General features: G+C 43.5%; 15 protein-coding genes. 2 read left to right on the top strand and 13 right to left on the bottom strand.

The window, feature by feature from the left end; genetic code table 11:
• The 10 genes from H1R16_RS04215 to glyA all read right to left on the bottom strand — a co-directional run bounded on the left by H1R16_RS04215 (position 1) and on the right by glyA (position 10,069).
• Entirely contained in the window at positions 1–717 is a 717-nt protein-coding gene (locus H1R16_RS04215; RefSeq protein ID WP_228451095.1) for a polysaccharide biosynthesis/export family protein, read from the bottom strand.
• A 252-nt stretch (positions 718–969) separates the two neighbouring features.
• Positions 970–1,233 carry a hypothetical protein gene (locus tag H1R16_RS04220; protein WP_181887564.1) on the bottom strand — a complete coding sequence of 88 codons (264 nt, stop codon included), beginning with the start codon at positions 1,231–1,233 and terminating at the stop codon, positions 970–972.
• Between the two features lie 384 nt (positions 1,234–1,617).
• Positions 1,618–2,625: a TQO small subunit DoxD gene (locus tag H1R16_RS04225; RefSeq protein ID WP_181887565.1), complete on the bottom strand. Its 1,008-nt coding sequence runs from the start codon at positions 2,623–2,625 to the stop codon at positions 1,618–1,620.
• Positions 2,626–2,677: 52 nt separating this feature from the next.
• Positions 2,678–3,052, bottom strand: a complete 375-nt coding sequence (locus H1R16_RS04230; RefSeq protein ID WP_181887566.1) for a hypothetical protein — start codon at positions 3,050–3,052, stop codon at positions 2,678–2,680.
• Between the two features lie 590 nt (positions 3,053–3,642).
• Complete coding sequence (locus H1R16_RS04235; protein WP_181887567.1) at positions 3,643–3,879, bottom strand: hypothetical protein; 237 nt, start codon at positions 3,877–3,879, stop codon at positions 3,643–3,645.
• A 495-nt stretch (positions 3,880–4,374) separates the two neighbouring features.
• Positions 4,375–5,103, bottom strand: coding sequence for a YciE/YciF ferroxidase family protein (locus H1R16_RS04240; protein WP_181887568.1), 729 nt, complete (start codon positions 5,101–5,103; stop codon positions 4,375–4,377).
• 55 nt (positions 5,104–5,158) lie between these two features.
• Positions 5,159–6,238 (bottom strand): hypothetical protein, encoded by a 1,080-nt coding sequence (locus H1R16_RS04245; protein WP_181887569.1) that lies wholly within the window; start codon positions 6,236–6,238, stop codon positions 5,159–5,161.
• A gap of 1,383 nt (positions 6,239–7,621) precedes the next feature.
• Positions 7,622–8,083, bottom strand: coding sequence for a regulatory protein RecX (locus H1R16_RS04250; RefSeq protein WP_181887570.1), 462 nt, complete (start codon positions 8,081–8,083; stop codon positions 7,622–7,624).
• A 268-nt stretch (positions 8,084–8,351) separates the two neighbouring features.
• Entirely contained in the window at positions 8,352–8,645 is a 294-nt protein-coding gene (locus H1R16_RS04255; protein ID WP_228451096.1) for a four helix bundle protein, read from the bottom strand.
• A gap of 155 nt (positions 8,646–8,800) precedes the next feature.
• On the bottom strand, positions 8,801–10,069 hold the full coding sequence (gene glyA, locus H1R16_RS04260; RefSeq protein ID WP_181887571.1) for a serine hydroxymethyltransferase: 1,269 nt from the start codon (positions 10,067–10,069) through the stop codon (positions 8,801–8,803).
• 369 nt (positions 10,070–10,438) lie between these two features.
• Here glyA and H1R16_RS04265 point away from each other — a divergent pair, with 369 nt between their 5' ends.
• A complete protein-coding gene (locus H1R16_RS04265; protein WP_181887572.1) occupies positions 10,439–10,735 on the top strand; it encodes a hypothetical protein in 297 nt (98 codons plus the stop codon).
• A 747-nt stretch (positions 10,736–11,482) separates the two neighbouring features.
• On the opposite strand, the gene H1R16_RS04270 is transcribed toward H1R16_RS04265, so the two are convergent.
• The 3 genes from H1R16_RS04270 to H1R16_RS04280 form a co-directional block, all read right to left on the bottom strand.
• Positions 11,483–13,141 carry a ribonucleoside-diphosphate reductase subunit alpha gene (locus H1R16_RS04270; protein ID WP_181887573.1) on the bottom strand — a complete coding sequence of 553 codons (1,659 nt, stop codon included), beginning with the start codon at positions 13,139–13,141 and terminating at the stop codon, positions 11,483–11,485.
• 431 nt (positions 13,142–13,572) lie between these two features.
• Positions 13,573–13,911 carry a hypothetical protein gene (locus tag H1R16_RS04275; protein ID WP_181887574.1) on the bottom strand — a complete coding sequence of 113 codons (339 nt, stop codon included), beginning with the start codon at positions 13,909–13,911 and terminating at the stop codon, positions 13,573–13,575.
• A 422-nt stretch (positions 13,912–14,333) separates the two neighbouring features.
• Positions 14,334–15,308 carry a ribonucleotide-diphosphate reductase subunit beta gene (locus tag H1R16_RS04280; protein WP_181887575.1) on the bottom strand — a complete coding sequence of 325 codons (975 nt, stop codon included), beginning with the start codon at positions 15,306–15,308 and terminating at the stop codon, positions 14,334–14,336.
• Between the two features lie 383 nt (positions 15,309–15,691).
• Here H1R16_RS04280 and H1R16_RS04285 point away from each other — a divergent pair, with 383 nt between their 5' ends.
• Positions 15,692–16,384 (top strand): ABC transporter ATP-binding protein, encoded by a 693-nt coding sequence (locus tag H1R16_RS04285; RefSeq protein WP_181887576.1) that lies wholly within the window; start codon positions 15,692–15,694, stop codon positions 16,382–16,384.
• Positions 16,385–16,451 lie beyond the last annotated feature (67 nt).

Raw genomic sequence — 16,451 nt, forward strand, 5'->3', positions numbered from 1 at the left:
TTATCGTAATAAGGTAATCAGTATCGAAGCAAGACCCAGAACTACACCTCCTATCTGAAAGGCCAGATTACGGTTCGGATCTACATTGGCAGACTTTTTCTTGATGTCATCGGGTTCCACATACAGAACATCATTCTGCTGCATATAGTAGTAAGGTGATGCTGTAATATTCTTATCGGTAAAATCCAGCACATAGGTGGCATCAGCACCATCCTCGTGGCGGATAATCCTTACTTTAGTACGGTCACCAAAATCAGTCATGTCTCCGGCCATGCCCAATGCCTGAAACACAGTTACCTTATCCGTAGGGCTGGTATACTGGCCCGGACTTTTTACCTCACCAAGAACAGTTATATTAAAATTGAGTTGGCGTATCGAAACCATTGGGTCCGAAAGGTATTGCCTCAAACGCTGCTCAAGATCGGTACGCAGCTGCGCCATAGTCATGCCTTTTACAAAAATTCGTCCTAATACCGGAAATGAAAGATACCCTTCATTATCAATCACGTAGCCTTGCGGAGCCGTTTGCGCAGCCTGAGTGTTTTGAGATTCCCCCGGCGTGCTCACCTGATTCATGGAGTGCAGGTTGAAAGGCCGCACCGCATATTCATCGAAAGCAGTCACTTTAATATCAAGCAGATCACCGGTCTGAAGGCGGGAGCCCTCAAAAACCGCCTGCTGAACCTGCTGCTCCGTTAGCGCACGGTCCGTGTCCATATAGACCATGTTCTCCTTTGGCTTGCAGGAACTAAATAACAGCAAGAGCAATAGAATATATAAACTATTTTTCATCATAAACGTAAATTCATGCAAAGATATATAAAGTATGCCGAATGCCGGTTCGTGCCGAAAACATTTTTTTGGTGGTTAAAATGAAAATGCATAATGCCAGATATTTACAGCAAAGGTGGAGATGGAAACGCTGCAAAGAGAAGACCCGACAAAGTAGCTACGGAAGGAAGATGGATGTTACTTGATAAGGACTTTGCCTTCAAAGGGAAAATGGGATATATACTGAAGGTTGGTTCCCTTAACAATTTCGGAACCTTCGGACAGAAAAACATAGCGGCTGCCCTGTAGGACAAAAAGAACAAAACGGGTACTGTTTCGGATTCTGAGACGGCCCAGGTCCAAAGAAAGAAGATAACTGTTTTTGGATTCCATTTTGGTCCACTCATCTTCGCCAAACATAAGATTTTTCTCACGTGTACGGAATAAATTTAATAACATCATTATTTAGTTTGTGACAAAAATAGCATTAATCTGCTAGATATTTTGCGTTATTTTCAAAACAAAGCTGTTTTGGTCAAAAATGGGCAAACAAATTTTTGAAAATATGCTCACTATATAAATCTATTAACCATTATGATGAATTAAAGGATCGAACTCTGTTTATAACCGCTCTATAATGTGTTCTTGTAAGTTTTAATGCATCACGAATAAATCGGTATGCTGACCATTTAAATTTCTCCCGGCCACTAAACCGCCAGCCAAACACCATCATCTAAAATCTTTGCTCTGTATGGGTCCTGAACTGAAATTTGAAACTTGTTGAACTGATAACAAAGCGGGCTGTCATACTCAAATGACAGCCCGCCTTCTTGTTAGGATGAAACGTTATTTAATAGGAACAGACCATTCAATACCACTGATGTCAACCAGCTTTAGCATATAGTCATCTCCGATTGGAAGCCCGGACAGGCTGATGCTGAGATCTGCCTTGGCACCTAAAGGTAAAATTAAACTGTGCTTCCCCGGTTTAATCTTTGCCACATAATAATTTCGGATGTTTTCCGCTGGGAATTCAGCTAATTGATTTTGATCCATGTCTTTAACGGTGTGACCATTGCCGTCCACAATTTGTATAGCAATCAAAAAGGAACCGTATACGTCAGCACCTTCGGTCCGGAACAGCTGAAAAGAGAGTTGGTCACCATGTTGCTGTATATTGGAAATTTCAACCTTAGGTCGGACAGACTTATTATGAAGAGTGCCAAATACACCACCGTGAAAATACTGATTGGTAAAGAGCGTCAGTCCGAATATAATGAGGGACATAGCCAATACTTTTGGCGCAGTATTTTTTACAGGAAGCCGGCCCGAACCCAGGAAAGCAAACCATTTCCTGTTTGTAAAGCTAACAGATCTGTTAATTAGAATACGGTCCAGTGAATAGTGGTCGCTGCCCGACAGAAAAAGAACAAAACCGCTTGCGATCCCGAGTACTCCGATTTGCCACTCGTCCAGACAGGTGGTTCCTAACCAACCCGAACCGAGCAGAATTCCCAGAGCAAGAAAGAAGACACCAATACTCATCAGCCGTGTAAACAGCCCTAATATCAGCAGCAAGCCCACAATCGCTTCAATCATTGTAAAGACAACCATTGAGGTTTGCAAAGCATCAGGGTGAGACACCAGATATTCAATTATAGGTTTGATGCCCAGCGCGTTGGGCAGAAAATGGTTAAACTTTTCTCCTATATAACCTGCCTCATCGGGTATAAGTTTATTATCTAAAATCAAGCGTCGCCAGAATGCCGAGAAATAAGTCCAGCCTATAACCCACCGCAGGGATAATGTAATAAGTCCAGCCGGAGTGGCCGTACTTTCAGTATAAATTTTCATTGAATGTTATATTTTATTAAACGTAAAAAATTAGCAGCGTGTAAGAATAACCCTATGCTGTATAAATTTTAAGACGTTTGTATAAAATATATCGGGGTGGACTGTCACCTGAAAATATATTTGAGTACCGGTTATAAACCGTGGGTGAAAATACCTCAAAAGATTGATTGAATACAAAATCAGAGAGTTGGTCCTGAGATTTTGCTTTGGATTTAGAAACAGCCGAAGTTGGTAGAAGATCACCCGGGAAATACACGCAGTAACCACCAGGAACGGTGGCCTTTGTGTTACTCAGCGGTCTGGCATATTCGGAATTTGCTGTATTGAGCAAGACCTCTTTTACGGAACACGGACTGCTGGCAAAAATAAGGAAGCCCAACAGTATAAGCTGGCGGCAAATGGTCTTGTATAGTCCCCGTCTTGGCATTGCTGCAAAGGTACAGTATAATTTTTCAACAGCATTCGCAAACCGGCACAACTTAATTTCTGACATTGCCCATGGACCGGGTTCCGTTCCGGGGAATACGGCCTCGAATATTTTGCGTAGATAAACCTTGCCTTAAGCAAGGTGGGCTCATTCCTATTAAAAACGGAAGCAAAAAAAGCAACACACAGGAATCCGGTTCGCAATTCCTCCGTTCCCTCTGCGCCTCCTCCCTTCCTCCGTGGTAAAATTAAACCACTTTTTACTTTTTACTTTTGCCCTGGCTCTTCTCCCCTCAAAACCCTTTGTGCCTTTTGAAAACCTTCGTGCTCTTTGTGGTTAAAAATCTCTGCAACCGGGTAATTATAATATCATCCCGTCGGGGTTCTTAATCATCGGATTTTCCTTAATTTATAAAATAACACCCCTTCGGGGTTATCTAACCACGGAGCACACAGTGGTTTTACAGAGCACACAGCGCTAATTCAAATCTATAATCTGAAATCTTGCTTCCTGGTTCTTGGTTCTTGGTTCTAAAATAAGTCTGGAATCTGATATCTGAAATCTAACGTCTAAAATACCATGTCTGATATCTAGCATCTTTGCTCTTTCATCTTTCCTCCTTTTTCCTTTTGCCCTGGCTCTTCTCCCCTCAAAACCCCTTTGTGTTCCTTAAAATAACCTTTGTAAACTCTGTGGTTAGATCTTGCTTCCTGGTTCTTAGTTCTAAAAAAGTCTGAAATCTCCTGTCTGATATCTAGCATCTTTGCTCTTTCATCTTTTCTCCTTTTTCCTATAGCCTTGGCTCTTCTCCCCTCTTCTTCGTGCACCTTGTGAAAATTCGTGCTATTTGTGGTTAAAAATCCCTGCAACCGGGCAATTATAATATCATCCCGTCGGGTTCTTAATCATCGGAGTTTCCTTAATTTATAAAAATAACACCCCTTCGGGGTTATATAACCACGGAGCACACAGTGGTTTTACAGAGCACACAGCGCTAAATTCAAATCTATAATCTGAATCTTGGTTCCTGGTTCTAAAAAAAAGTCTGATATCTGATATCTAACGTCTAAAATCTCATGTCTGATATCCACCATCTAATCCAACCACAAGGCACACAAAGATGACCCCACGTACACTAGGAAGAATCCATAATTCAAAATTCAACATCCAAAATTCAAAATCCTGCTTTTCGCCTCTAAATAAAAGTCTGAAATCTGATATCTGATGAATAGCTTCTTTGATCTTTCATCCAACCATATCTGAAATCAAAAAAGCAGGAACTCCTTCCGAAGTCCCTGCTTAATCAATTATCTAAATTAAATTCAATAACCCGCTGTCTGCCTGCTGCCTTTGTGGCGGGAGCCGCTTTCTTGCACCTCATTATCATCCTCTTTTGCGGCGAAATTGATAAAGCTTTCAGCTATGTCGGTAAGTGTATGGTCCGTCCTTTCCTCCTCTTCCAGTGTTCTATGTAAAAGGTTGGAAGCATCACTCAGCCCCAGCGTCTCGGCAAGTGCCGCCAGGCCACCATAACTGGCTATTTCGTAATGTTCAACTTTCTGGGCAGCAATGATTAATGCCGCGTCACGTGTCATACTTCCCTCTTCGGTCTCTTCTGTTACGGTTTCACCCTCACGCAGAATGCCCAGTATGGCTTCACACTTCTTCGCTTCAGGATCTTCACCCATCAAGCGGAAAACCTTCTCCAGACGTGAAATATGTTTCATAGTCTGCAGTTCATGATCTTCAAAGGCCTCCTTCAGCTCTTCGGTGGTAGCAGCTTCCTGCATTTTCTTCAGAGCCTCTTTGATTTCCTTTTCAGCAAAATAAATATCCTTCAGCCCATTGGTGAAGAACTTATAAAGAGGACCGTCTTTTTCTGTCTCTAAAGCTGATGCAGATGATGTACTGTTGCTGCCATCCTGTTTTTCCTCATGCTGCGTCTTATTGCTTTCTGAACTGGTAGTCTGCTCATCTTTATTAGCGGATTCCGCCGACGTTTCGGCAGGAGTAGTTCCCGATAGCCTGTCTTTTTGATTTGTATTGCTCATTGTAGTAATTTTAATGAAAAAAGGCGGGCTTGCTCACGCAGCCGGCCAGATATAGTTAATGACGGCTGCTGTTGTTATTTCCGTTCTCATTGCTCCGGCTTCCGAATCCACCCCGGCGTCCTGACCTTTCCTGCGAGCCGCCGTATCCGCCCGTATTGCCTCGGTCCGACCAGTTCTCAGAAGATCCACGCGATGAAGACTGGTCATGCTCCGAACCCCAGCCACCGCGGTTACCGGAATACTCATTGCTGGAGGCATTGCTGCCGCCGGACCCGCCCCGGCCGGACTGCCAGGACTGCGAACCTTGACCACCACGGTTGCCCTGCTGCCGTTCGTAGGAACCGTCACTGCCGGATCTGCCGCTGCTGTATCCTTCGCTTCCATACATTTCATTGCCGCCACGTCCCCTGCGGTCTCCGTAGGAACTGCCGTACTGAGAGTCATGGTGCCTGTCGAAACTGTCGCTTCCGCGGCTTCCGCCGTGTGCACCTCCGAAATGCGCATGACCGCCTTCCTGTGAGCCGCCCCTGCCATAATCCCAGTCGTCTTGTGACCCAGAGTTGCGGTAGTCCTGATTTCGGGAGTCGCCGTATCCGCCACCGGAACTTTGCCGCCCGCTGTCAAAATTTCCCTGCGAACCGTACCTGTTATTGTCGTCACTGCCGTGCGAACCGCCTCTGCCGGAACCCCACTGATCACGGCCGTAGTCATTTTGATTATTTCTGCCACGGTTACCTCCACTGTTGGAATAGCGGCTGTTTTCTGAGCCACCGCCGTAGTTTAAACCTTGGTTCCCCCATCTGGACTCATCATCCCAGTCGCTTTCCGACCGTCCGAATCCGCGGTTCATCCCGCTGGACTCACCCGACATCCCCCTGTTTCCTCTGTCGTAGGAATTGTCGTTATTGTCCCAGTCATTGGAATAGCGGTCATTGTGGCGCCCTTCCTGTGCACCGTGCCGGTTCTCCTGTCCAAAGCCACTGCCTTCATAATAGCTCTCATTTCCAGAGTTTCGCTGCGAACCGTTCCCCCCAGCATGGGAGCTGCGACTATCATAATTCTCGTTCCTCTGATTTTCGTTTCCACCGCGTGAAGACCAGTTGTCTTCATTACCGTAATTTCTTCTGTTGTTCATAATAATAATTTTTGATTGTTTTGGTTTTGCTAAATTAATATAGCATTTAAGCAATCACAAATTATTTATGTTAAATATCAACGCTACATAATACGTAATAATTAAAATATGTTTAATACAAAAGCTAATTCTGTGTCGACAATGCAATTATGCAATATGCAGTTAATCCACCTTAAATTGAGGAATAATCCCATTATAATGCCAACCATAACAGTTCCGGTCGTATCCGAACTGTCATCTTCGCCTTTAAAAAATTGAAAAAAGAACCTGTAGAGAAGTGCAGAATTTATTTTAACACAAGTTTTTCAACCTCCTAAACAGACAGTTTGGTGCTAAAAATTCTATAAAATTGCCTTTCGAATAATATAAATATTTAATTAATTATTTCTATATATTACTTTCCTATAACAAGGAAATGTTTTAACATATTTTAACAGTATAAGTTCTACAATTTCGGTTAAATCGGGATTTACAGAGCACACAGCGCTAATTCAAATCTATAATCTGAAACCTTGCTCCTGGTTCTTGGTTCTTGATTCTAAAAAAGTCTGAAATCTGATATCTGATATCTAACGTCTAAAATCTGATATCTAGCATCTTGGCTCTTTGCTCTTTCCTCCTTTTTCCTTTTGCCTTATCTCTTTCTCCGATTCCTCTGCGCCTCCTCCGTATCTCCGTGGTAAAATTAAACCCACTTTTTACTTTTTACTTTTTACTTTTGCCCTGGCTCTTCTCCCCTCGAAGCCCCTTTGTGTTCCTTAAAAAAAAATTGTGCTCTTTGTGGTTAAAAAAATCCGTGATTAAAAGCAACAAACAAGAATCTGCTTCGTAATTCCTCCGTTCCCTCTGCGCCTCCTCTGTGCCTCCGTGGTAAATTTAAACCCACTTTTTACTTTTTACTTTTGCCCTGGCTCTTACGTCCCGCAGGGGTCTCTTCGGACACCGTCGGAAGCACTTTTTCCTTTTCCCTTTTGCCGTGGCTCTTCCTCCGTTCCCTCTGCGCCTCCTCTGTGCCTCCGTGGTAAATTTAAACCCACTTTTTACTTTTTACTTTTGCCTTGGCTCTTCTCCCCTCAAAACCCCTTTGTGTTCCTTAAAATAACCTTTGTGGTTAGATCTTGCTTCCTGGTTCTTGGTTCTAAAAAAGTCTGATATCTGATATCTGGAATCTAACGTCTAAAATCTCATGTCTGATATCTAGCATCTTTGCTCTTTCATCTTTCCTCCTTTTTCCTTTTGCCCTGGCTCTCCTCCTCGAAACCCTTTGTGCACCTTGTGAATACTTTGTGCTCTTTGTGGTTAAAACCCCTGTGCTCAAAAAGTTTTACAGGAAATTTACACCTCAACAGCTTTACGACTTTACAACTTTACAACTCAACAGCTTTACGACTCCCCAACCACCTCCAAAATCTCACCGTACTCAAACCCACGTCCCATGAGATATTTTACTGTTTTGGATTTGCGCTGGTATTCCTTGCCGGTTTGCTTTTCAAAATATGAATCATAGATTTTTCGCAGGGTCTTCTCATAATCCTCAGGATGAATCTCATCGAAGCAGCTGCGCACCAGTTTCTCGGGCACCCCTTTGAATTTGAGGTGGTTCAGAATCTTGTTCCTTCCCCAGGATTTTATATAAAACTTACCGCGGATGTAGCTTCGTGCAAAACGTTCTTCATTAAGATAATTCTCCTCCATAAGATAAAGCAGAATCTCTTCCTTAGCCTCCGGAATTAGAAGAAAGTCGCGCATCTTCTGCTCTACCTCCTGATGGCACCTGTCCTGATAAACGCAGTAGTTTACCATCTTCTGTTTAATCTCCGAAAATGTATAGGATTTATGTTGCATGCAGGTAAAGGTTAAGATTAAGGTTAAGTGGGTTACGACTATTGAGGGTGGTGTGATATTGAAACAGAAACCGTTATCGCTGCCCAAGACAAGATGAAATTACAATGGGGAAATCTACATCCAAACTGCTCAAATTCAACCTTAGCCCTAACCTACGCCTCACCCTTACCCTCAGCCTTAACTTCAACCTATTTTTACTTTACCCTCTTGTTATCCAGCGTTTTAATGATTTTATTGGGCTCAAAAATTACTGAATCCAGCATTGAAATTACGCTTTCCGTTTTTTGTACGTCGAAATAGTGTACCCGGCTCCCATACAGTAGATGGCTTTTGGTTTCATTGCTGAACCTCTGGCAATCTTATAAAACTGCGATTTCTCCTTATCACCGCCGCGACCAAATCCTTCTGAAATATTTGCAGAAATACTTTCAGCTGACCTGCGAATCTGGGAAGTCAGCGCATAATCTTCCCTTCGCGGTAACGACTCTGAAATATCGTAAACCTCAATCGCGATTTCCATTGCATTCTTCCAGACGGGCATCTGTGTGAAATCAGTGAACATAAGATGAGGTTAAGCTTAAGTATTAGGTTGAACTTCAGATTACAGCTCCGCTGAGTGCAGGGTTTGAGGTTAAAATGAAAACTAAGGATGAACTGTTGATCGCTCCGCTTAACCTTAACCTTAACCTCAACTCAGCCTCAACCTTAACCTCAACATTAGTACTGAAACAACGGTCTTGAATCCATCAGCTCATTAACTTCCTTACGGACTCTGGAAATCACCTCCTCATCCTTCAGGTTCATTACAACATCATTGATAAGTTTGGCAATGGTTTCCATATCCTCTTCCTTCATTCCGCGGGTGGTGATAGCTGCAGTACCCAAACGGATTCCTGAAGTGGTAAACGCAGATTTATCATCAAAAGGAACCATATTTTTATTGCAGGTAATATCTGCCTTTACCAATGCTTTTTCGGTTTCCTTACCGTTAACATTCTTATTTCTAAGGTCTACAAGCATAAGATGGTTGTCCGTACCTCCGCTTACAATATCAAATCCGTTGGCAATCATAGCTTTTGCAAGAGCCTTTGCATTGGCAACTACCTGTTTTGTGTACACCTCGAATTTTGGATCAAGGGCTTCACCGAACGCAACAGCTTTGGCAGCGATAACATGCTCCAAAGGTCCACCCTGGGTTCCGGGGAATACAGCACTGTCCAGAACGGCACTCATCATTTTAGTTTCCCCCTTAGGTGTTTTATGTCCGTAAGTATTTTCGTAATCTTTACCCATCATAATAAGTCCGCCACGCGGCCCGCGCAGGGTTTTGTGGGTAGTCGTGGTCACTACGTGACAGTGTTCAAAAGGACTGTTCAGTAAACCTTTGGCAATTAGTCCTGCCGGGTGTGCAATATCTGCCCAAAGTGTGGCGCCAACCTCATCTGCAACTTCGCGGAATTTCTTATAATCAAGGTCGCGGGAGTAGGCTGAAAAACCTGCGATGATCATCTTTGGCTTTACTTCCAGAGCTTTCTGACGCATGGCATCGTAATCAATAAGACCGTCCTCACGGTTCACTCCGTAGAAATTCGCGTTATACTGTATACCAGAAAAATTTACAAAACTTCCGTGGGTAAGGTGACCGCCCATTGACAGGTCCAGTCCCAGGATGGAATCACCCGGTTTAAGAACGGCCAGGTACACAGCGGCATTAGCCTGCGAACCGGAGTGTGGCTGCACGTTTACATAATCCACCCCAAAAAGTTCCTTCGCTCTCGAAATAGCCAGGTTCTCCACCTCATCTACAACCTCACATCCCCCATAATATCTCTTTCCCGGGTAACCTTCCGCATATTTGTTGGTAAGCACACTTCCCATAGCCTTCATCACATTATCGGAAACAAAATTTTCCGAGGCGATAAGTTCTATTCCGTGGGTCTGTCTTTTTCTTTCCTGTTCAATGAGGTCAAAAATTGGGTCTTGCATTATAATAATTTTAAATTTTAAACTGTGTCAATAAAAGATTTCAGGTTATGAAGATGTATTCCTAAAGGGCAAACATACCGAACTTTAACTCAGCTATATAGCTTGATGATCTCCTCAATCTTTTTTCCAAATTTACGCAAAATTTCGCGATGGTGGAAATGAAGGGCGAGGAAAGGACAAAGAACAAGGGGAAAGAGCAAAGAAGAAAGACGAAAAGAATACACCTGACTTTTTATACCCTCTTTCCTCCTAACCTTAACCTCCTAACACCACCACTCCCAACCACTCAATCACTCAATCACTCAATCACCGAACTCCTGCCTTCGCAGTCCAAAAAAATTGAATATCTTTACTAACTTAAAATTACAGATGAAATTCAAAAAGAAATACAAAAAGGAGCTTATTAAATCTCTTAAAACACTGGCCTTTACGGAACATGAATTGCTTGAAACAATGACGAACCTGATGCTGCTGAAGGAGTTGAAGAAAAATGATATTACCTTCGAAAAAGGCGATACCTTCTCATTTGAGGACAGCATCTTTGATTACAGCGAGGACAAGAATGTCCGTAAACTTGCCAAACTCCGCCGCAAGATGATCAAGACGATGGGCAAATTAGTTGACGGAACTGATTTCAAGGACAAAGAAATAGAGTTTCTGGCCTAAGAAATTACCGCAATTACAGTCACCATATAGGTTACCAAAGGGAGTGCTGGTGGCCTCTGCTCTAATGTAAAACAGGACCTGAAAAACCCACCGTACAAAACACAAAAACCGCAGAAATTCTCTGCGGTTTTTTCATTTACTTGTCCATTGATTTTTGCCCAGCTTAAAAAGCTTTTGGCTCTAGGTTACTGGTTTCTGGTTTTACCTAACCACAGAGAACACAGAGCTTATACGGAGATCACAGAAAAAAATTCATAATCCAAAATTCAAATCTTGACTCTTGGCTCCTGGCTCCTGGCTCCTGGCTCTTAACCACAAGGAACACAAAGCTTTCAAAGTGCACATAGAGCTTAATTCAAAATCCATAATTCATAATCCAAAATTTAAATCTTGGCTCCTGTCTCCTGTCTCTTGGCTCCTGTCTCCTGTCTCCTGTCTCTTAACCACAAGGAACGCAAAGATCTGCCACAAAGGACACAAAGAAAGCCGCAAAAAATCTCCGCGGCCTTATCTTTTTTCTTTCCTCTTTTCTCTTTCCTCAAGATTAGAAATCTTGGTTCTTGGCTCTTGATTCTTTTCTCTAATCCAACCACAGAGAACACAGAGCTTTTACAGAGCACACAGAGTTTAATTCATAATCCAAAATCTGATATCTGAAATCTAACATCTTTTCTCTTTCCTCTAATTTCAAATCTGACATCTGAAATCTTGTCTCTTATCTCAAGTCTCTCAATCTCCTGTCTCTGTTTACGCCTCACACGATGAGCACGTCACAAAATTCACCATCATCTCCTTCGAAACCGAAGAACTTCTCTGGTAGTACAGGGTCTTAACACCTTTCTTCCAGGCTTCAATATAGAGATAGTTCACATCCTTCACCGGCATTGTAGACGGGATCTGAAGGTTCAGCGACTGTGCCTGATCGATATACTGCTGACGCTGCGCCGCCTGCGAGATAATTTCCATCGGAGAAATCTCTCGGAAGGTTTTGAACACCGCTTTTTCCTCGTCGGTAAGCTCAGCCAGATGTTGCACAGAACCATGGTTCAGCATAATTGTTCTCCATGTTTCCTCATTGTCAATTCCTTTCTCCTGAAGCAGCTTCGCCAGGTACTTGTTCTTACGCATGAAATTACCTTTGGCAAGTCCGGCCTTATAGTAATTGGACGCAAACGGCTCGATTCCCGGAGAAGTCTGACCCAGAATTGCGGAACTGGAAGTCGTAGGCGCGATAGCCATTGTAGTGGTATTACGCATGCCGTAGCCTTTCAGGATTTCTGGCTCACCGTAAATATTGGCCAACTCCTGCGATGCCTGCAGGGACTGTTCCTTAATCTGTTTGAAAGCCCGTGCATTGAACTGAGTAGCTTCGAAACTTTCGAACGGAATCATATTTTTCTGAAGGTAAGAGTGATAACCCAGAACACCTAATCCCAGAGCTCTATGTCTCAACGCGAAGTTTCTGGCACCGGTAAGATAATAGTTGCCTTCCGTTTTCTCAATGAATTCGGAAAGTACAGCATCCAGGAAGTAAATGGCCAGTTTTACAGCGTTGGTATCCTTCCATTCATCATACAGCTCCAGGTTCATTGAAGAAAGGCAGCAGATGAAAGATTCCTCCTCACTGGAAGGCAGCATAATCTCGGAGCAGAGGTTACTGGCGTTAATCGTCATGCCCAAATCCTTGTAGACCTGCGGTTTGTTCCGGTTCACATTATCGGAGAACAGAATGTAGGGCAGACCTTTTTGCTGGCGGCTTTCCAGCACACGTGCCCAGATCTTGCGCTTGTCCATATCGCCGTCTATCATGTCCTGCATCCAGTAATCCGGTACACAGATACCCGTAAAGAGGTTCTGGATCGGGCTTCCAATGTCTTTGATGGACAGAAATTCCTCAATATCGCCATGGTCTACATCAAGATAGGCCGCAAAAGCACCTCTCCGAACGCCGCCTTGGGAAACCACATCCATCGCAGTATCGTAAAGCTTCATAAAGGAAACCGCTCCGGACGATTTTCCGTTGTCAGTAACAGCAGTACCGCGGTTACGCAGCTCCCCGAAATAACCGGAGGTACCTCCGCCAATCTTGGTCTGCATAATCACCTCGCCCAGTTTATGGGTGATGCCCTCAATATTGTCGGGCACATGCACGTTGAAACAGGAAATCGGCAGTCCGCGCTGCGTACCCATATTGGCCCACACCGGTGATGAGAAACTGATCCACCCTTTGGTGATCATTTCCTCAAAAGCGGGTTGAAGTTCGGGCTTATAGAGCCTTTTTGCCGCTGCAGTGGTTATACGTTCTATAGCGCCTTTCACGGTTTCACCTTTCAAAAGGTATCCGCGGTTCAGCATTTGTTCGGACTCTTCATTGAGCCACCAGATATCGTTTTTTTGTTCTTCCATCGTCATTGCGAGTGCAGCGAAGCAATCCCGCGTTGTTTATTTATTACTAATTTCTATCTTTTTGAAGCAGTTTGCTTACTGCCGTCTTTCATTTGTCAGCCCGCTCTCCGCTGTATCTTTTTTAGTGACTTCGGCTTCGCTCAGTCACCAAAAAAGGATGCCGCTGCGATCGGGGCTATTACTTTGCCTGGTGATCTGTTCACTGTTTTATTTAACCACAGAGCGCACAGAGCTAAATCCAAAATCCTGGTTCCTGCCTCTGGGTTCCTGGCTCTGTCCTCCTAACCTTCTAACCTCTTAACAGATCCTACTTTGGGATTGCCACGTCGCTCCCTCCGTCCGCTCCTCGCAATGACAGCCATGTAAGTTTAGGAAATGTCGCTCGCCTCACTTTTTACTTTTGCCTTGGTTCTTGGCTCTTGGCTCTAACCCTATCCCTCCGGATCCTCAAAATTCCCAAAAACATTGTCAAAACTTCCGGCACTTCCCTGAAACTTCAGAACCTTCATTTCCGGGGTGTCTGCCAAATTAGCGTCGCGCTGACGCTGAAATTCCAGGAATAAAGGCATAGCCAGGAGTTGCTTCTGGATATCCTCATTCAGATAGGCCGAATGGTGGCAAAAGGTCAGTCCGTCCTCTTCCACAAAGATCTGATAGCGGAATTTCGTGTGGTCCAATTCCCGGAAAGACTCCAAAAAGAGTTCAATATTTTCTCGGTTCGTGTCCGAAAACTCCGGTTTCACCGTATATTTTACCTGTATATTAATCATTGTTTTTCTTTTAATGCTGTAAGAATACGCTTTAGGCTTTAGGCTTTAGGCTTTAGGCAATATACTTACTATTAATAAAAACCTGAGATGTCAGAAAATCAGCTGTTCGAAGCCATGGCATCCGAAGTCTTTGTTCTTTAATCTTTATTATTTCCTCAGAAATCTAACTAAAGAGAACACAGCGTCAACATTTAACTCTTCCTTCCGGCTCCGAGTTCATTTCCATGTTACTTTGTTAAACCTTCAAGGTTTAACATTTTCAAAGAGAACACTAAAAAACCGTAGGTCTTCACTCCCCTTATCTTTATTCTTTTCTCTTCCTTCTTTCATCAAAATCAGAAATCCTGGCTACGCCTTACCTTTTTACATTTGTCTTTTTACTTTTGCCTTGACTCTTCGAAACCTTGAAGGTTTACCCATCCCTAAAACAAATCGTTCTCCGTAATACTCTTGTCGTGTTTTGTATAATCCACCGGTCTCTTGGCAAAGAAATCGTCCATGGAGTTCGCGAAGACTTCCTCCTCAAACCAAACCATGGGCTTAAACTGTTCAGGAGTGATGTTATAACGGGTTTTCATGCTGATTTTCTTCAGGCTGTCATCCACACGGAACTTCATAAAGTTCAGCAGGTCTTCCTTACTGAAATTATCTAGATCGCCCATCTCAAAGATCCAGTCCAGGATCTCTTCTTCTACCTGGATGGAATGATCGACAAGCGTGTAAATATCGTCGATATCAGAATCTGTAAGCAGCTCCGGCTGCTCTTCACGGATCTTGTTGATGAGGTAAATGCCTGCGTTTGCATGGATCTGCTCATCCACAGAAGTCCACGCTATTATATTGGACACATTTTTCATGTATCCTTTAAATCTTGTAAAAGACAGTATAATGGCAAACTGCGAGAACAGCGAAACGTTTTCAATCAGTATGCTGAACAGCAGCAGCGATGACACATACTCTTTAGGTGTGGTGGAATTGGCATGCTTTAGCACATTGCTCAGGAAATCAATCCTTTTCTTAATGGCCGGAATCTCGATCACCTGCGTGAACGCATCATTATAACCCAACACTTCCAGCAGACGCGAGTACGCTTCAGAGTGGCGGAACTCACACTCGGCAAAGGTGGAACCAAGGCCGTTAAGCTCAGGCTTGGGCATATGGTTATACAGATTTCCCCAGAAAGTCTTTACCGAAACCTCAATCTGCGCGATGGCCAGCAATGCATTTTTTACAGCGTTTTTTTCATGTGGCTCCAGCTGCGACTGGAAATCCTGCACATCGGCAGTAAAGTCCACTTCGGAATGCACCCAGAAAGATTTGTTGATCGCATCTACAAACTGCAGTACTTCCGGATACTCAAATGGCTTATAACTTACTCTCTTTTCAAAAATCCCCATAAAGTGACTCAGTTTATATCGTGTTAAAAATAGTAATTATAATAAATACCCGTTTATCCATGTAACTGACTGTCAGGTCATTAAGGTACAGTCAACAGGATTTGCGGCGAAAACAAAAATAGATAATACTTCCCTACCGTGAAAGGCATAGCTGACGTATAAACGTAAAAGTTTTCCACAAAAGCACAGAAGTGTCTGCTGATGCATGTTACAGCCTTTTTATAGCTCCGCTTCGCCTAAATCAGATGTCATAAATCAAACAGACTCTTAATTCTTCAAGTGGAATAAGCGATCTACATTAAACAGCTTCCAGAATTCGTTTAAACGGGCGCTTTGTAACAAATAAGATCCTGCAGATACTTATATAGCAAGCAAACCGTTATATGTTAAGTATTCAGAATCTCCATAAATCGTATGATACGGGCAAGAGTAAACTTCACGTCCTGAAGGGCATCAACCTTGAAATCGGTGCCGGCGAATTCGTCTCCATTATGGGCAGCTCGGGTTCGGGAAAATCTACGCTGCTTAACATCATTGGTATTCTGGATGAAAAAGATTCCGGAACTTACACCCTGGACGGAATTCCAATTGAGGACCTTTCCGAAGTCAAAGCAGCGGAATACCGAAGCCGTTTTCTGGGTTTTGTATTTCAGTCATTTAACCTCATCGCCTACAAAACTGCCCTGGAAAACGTGGCCTTGCCGCTGTACTATCAGAATGTGAACCGAAAGGAACGGAACCTGAAAGCGATGGAATATCTGGAAAAAGTAGGTCTGGCACAATGGGCCAACCACCTGCCTAACGAACTCTCCGGCGGACAGAAGCAGCGTGTGGCTATAGCCCGCGCACTGATTACAGATCCCAAGATCATCCTGGCCGATGAACCTACGGGAGCACTGGACAGTAACACTACTTACGATATTATGAAACTGCTGCAGGACATCAACCGCGAGGGGAAAACGATTATCGTGGTTACCCACGAGCCGGACGTTGCTGCCGAAACGAAAAGAAATGTAATCCTGAAAGACGGCATTATTGAAAGCGACGAGTACATCACCCAGCGGGTCCTCGCATAAATCTGATAATTTGCCAGTTTCCAATATAGCAGCTTACCAATCAATTGAACGCCTAAACAACTTCACG

Origin of the sequence: Marnyiella aurantia (assembly GCF_014041915.1) — a bacterium.
Lineage (GTDB): Bacteria > Bacteroidota > Bacteroidia > Flavobacteriales > Weeksellaceae > Marnyiella > Marnyiella aurantia.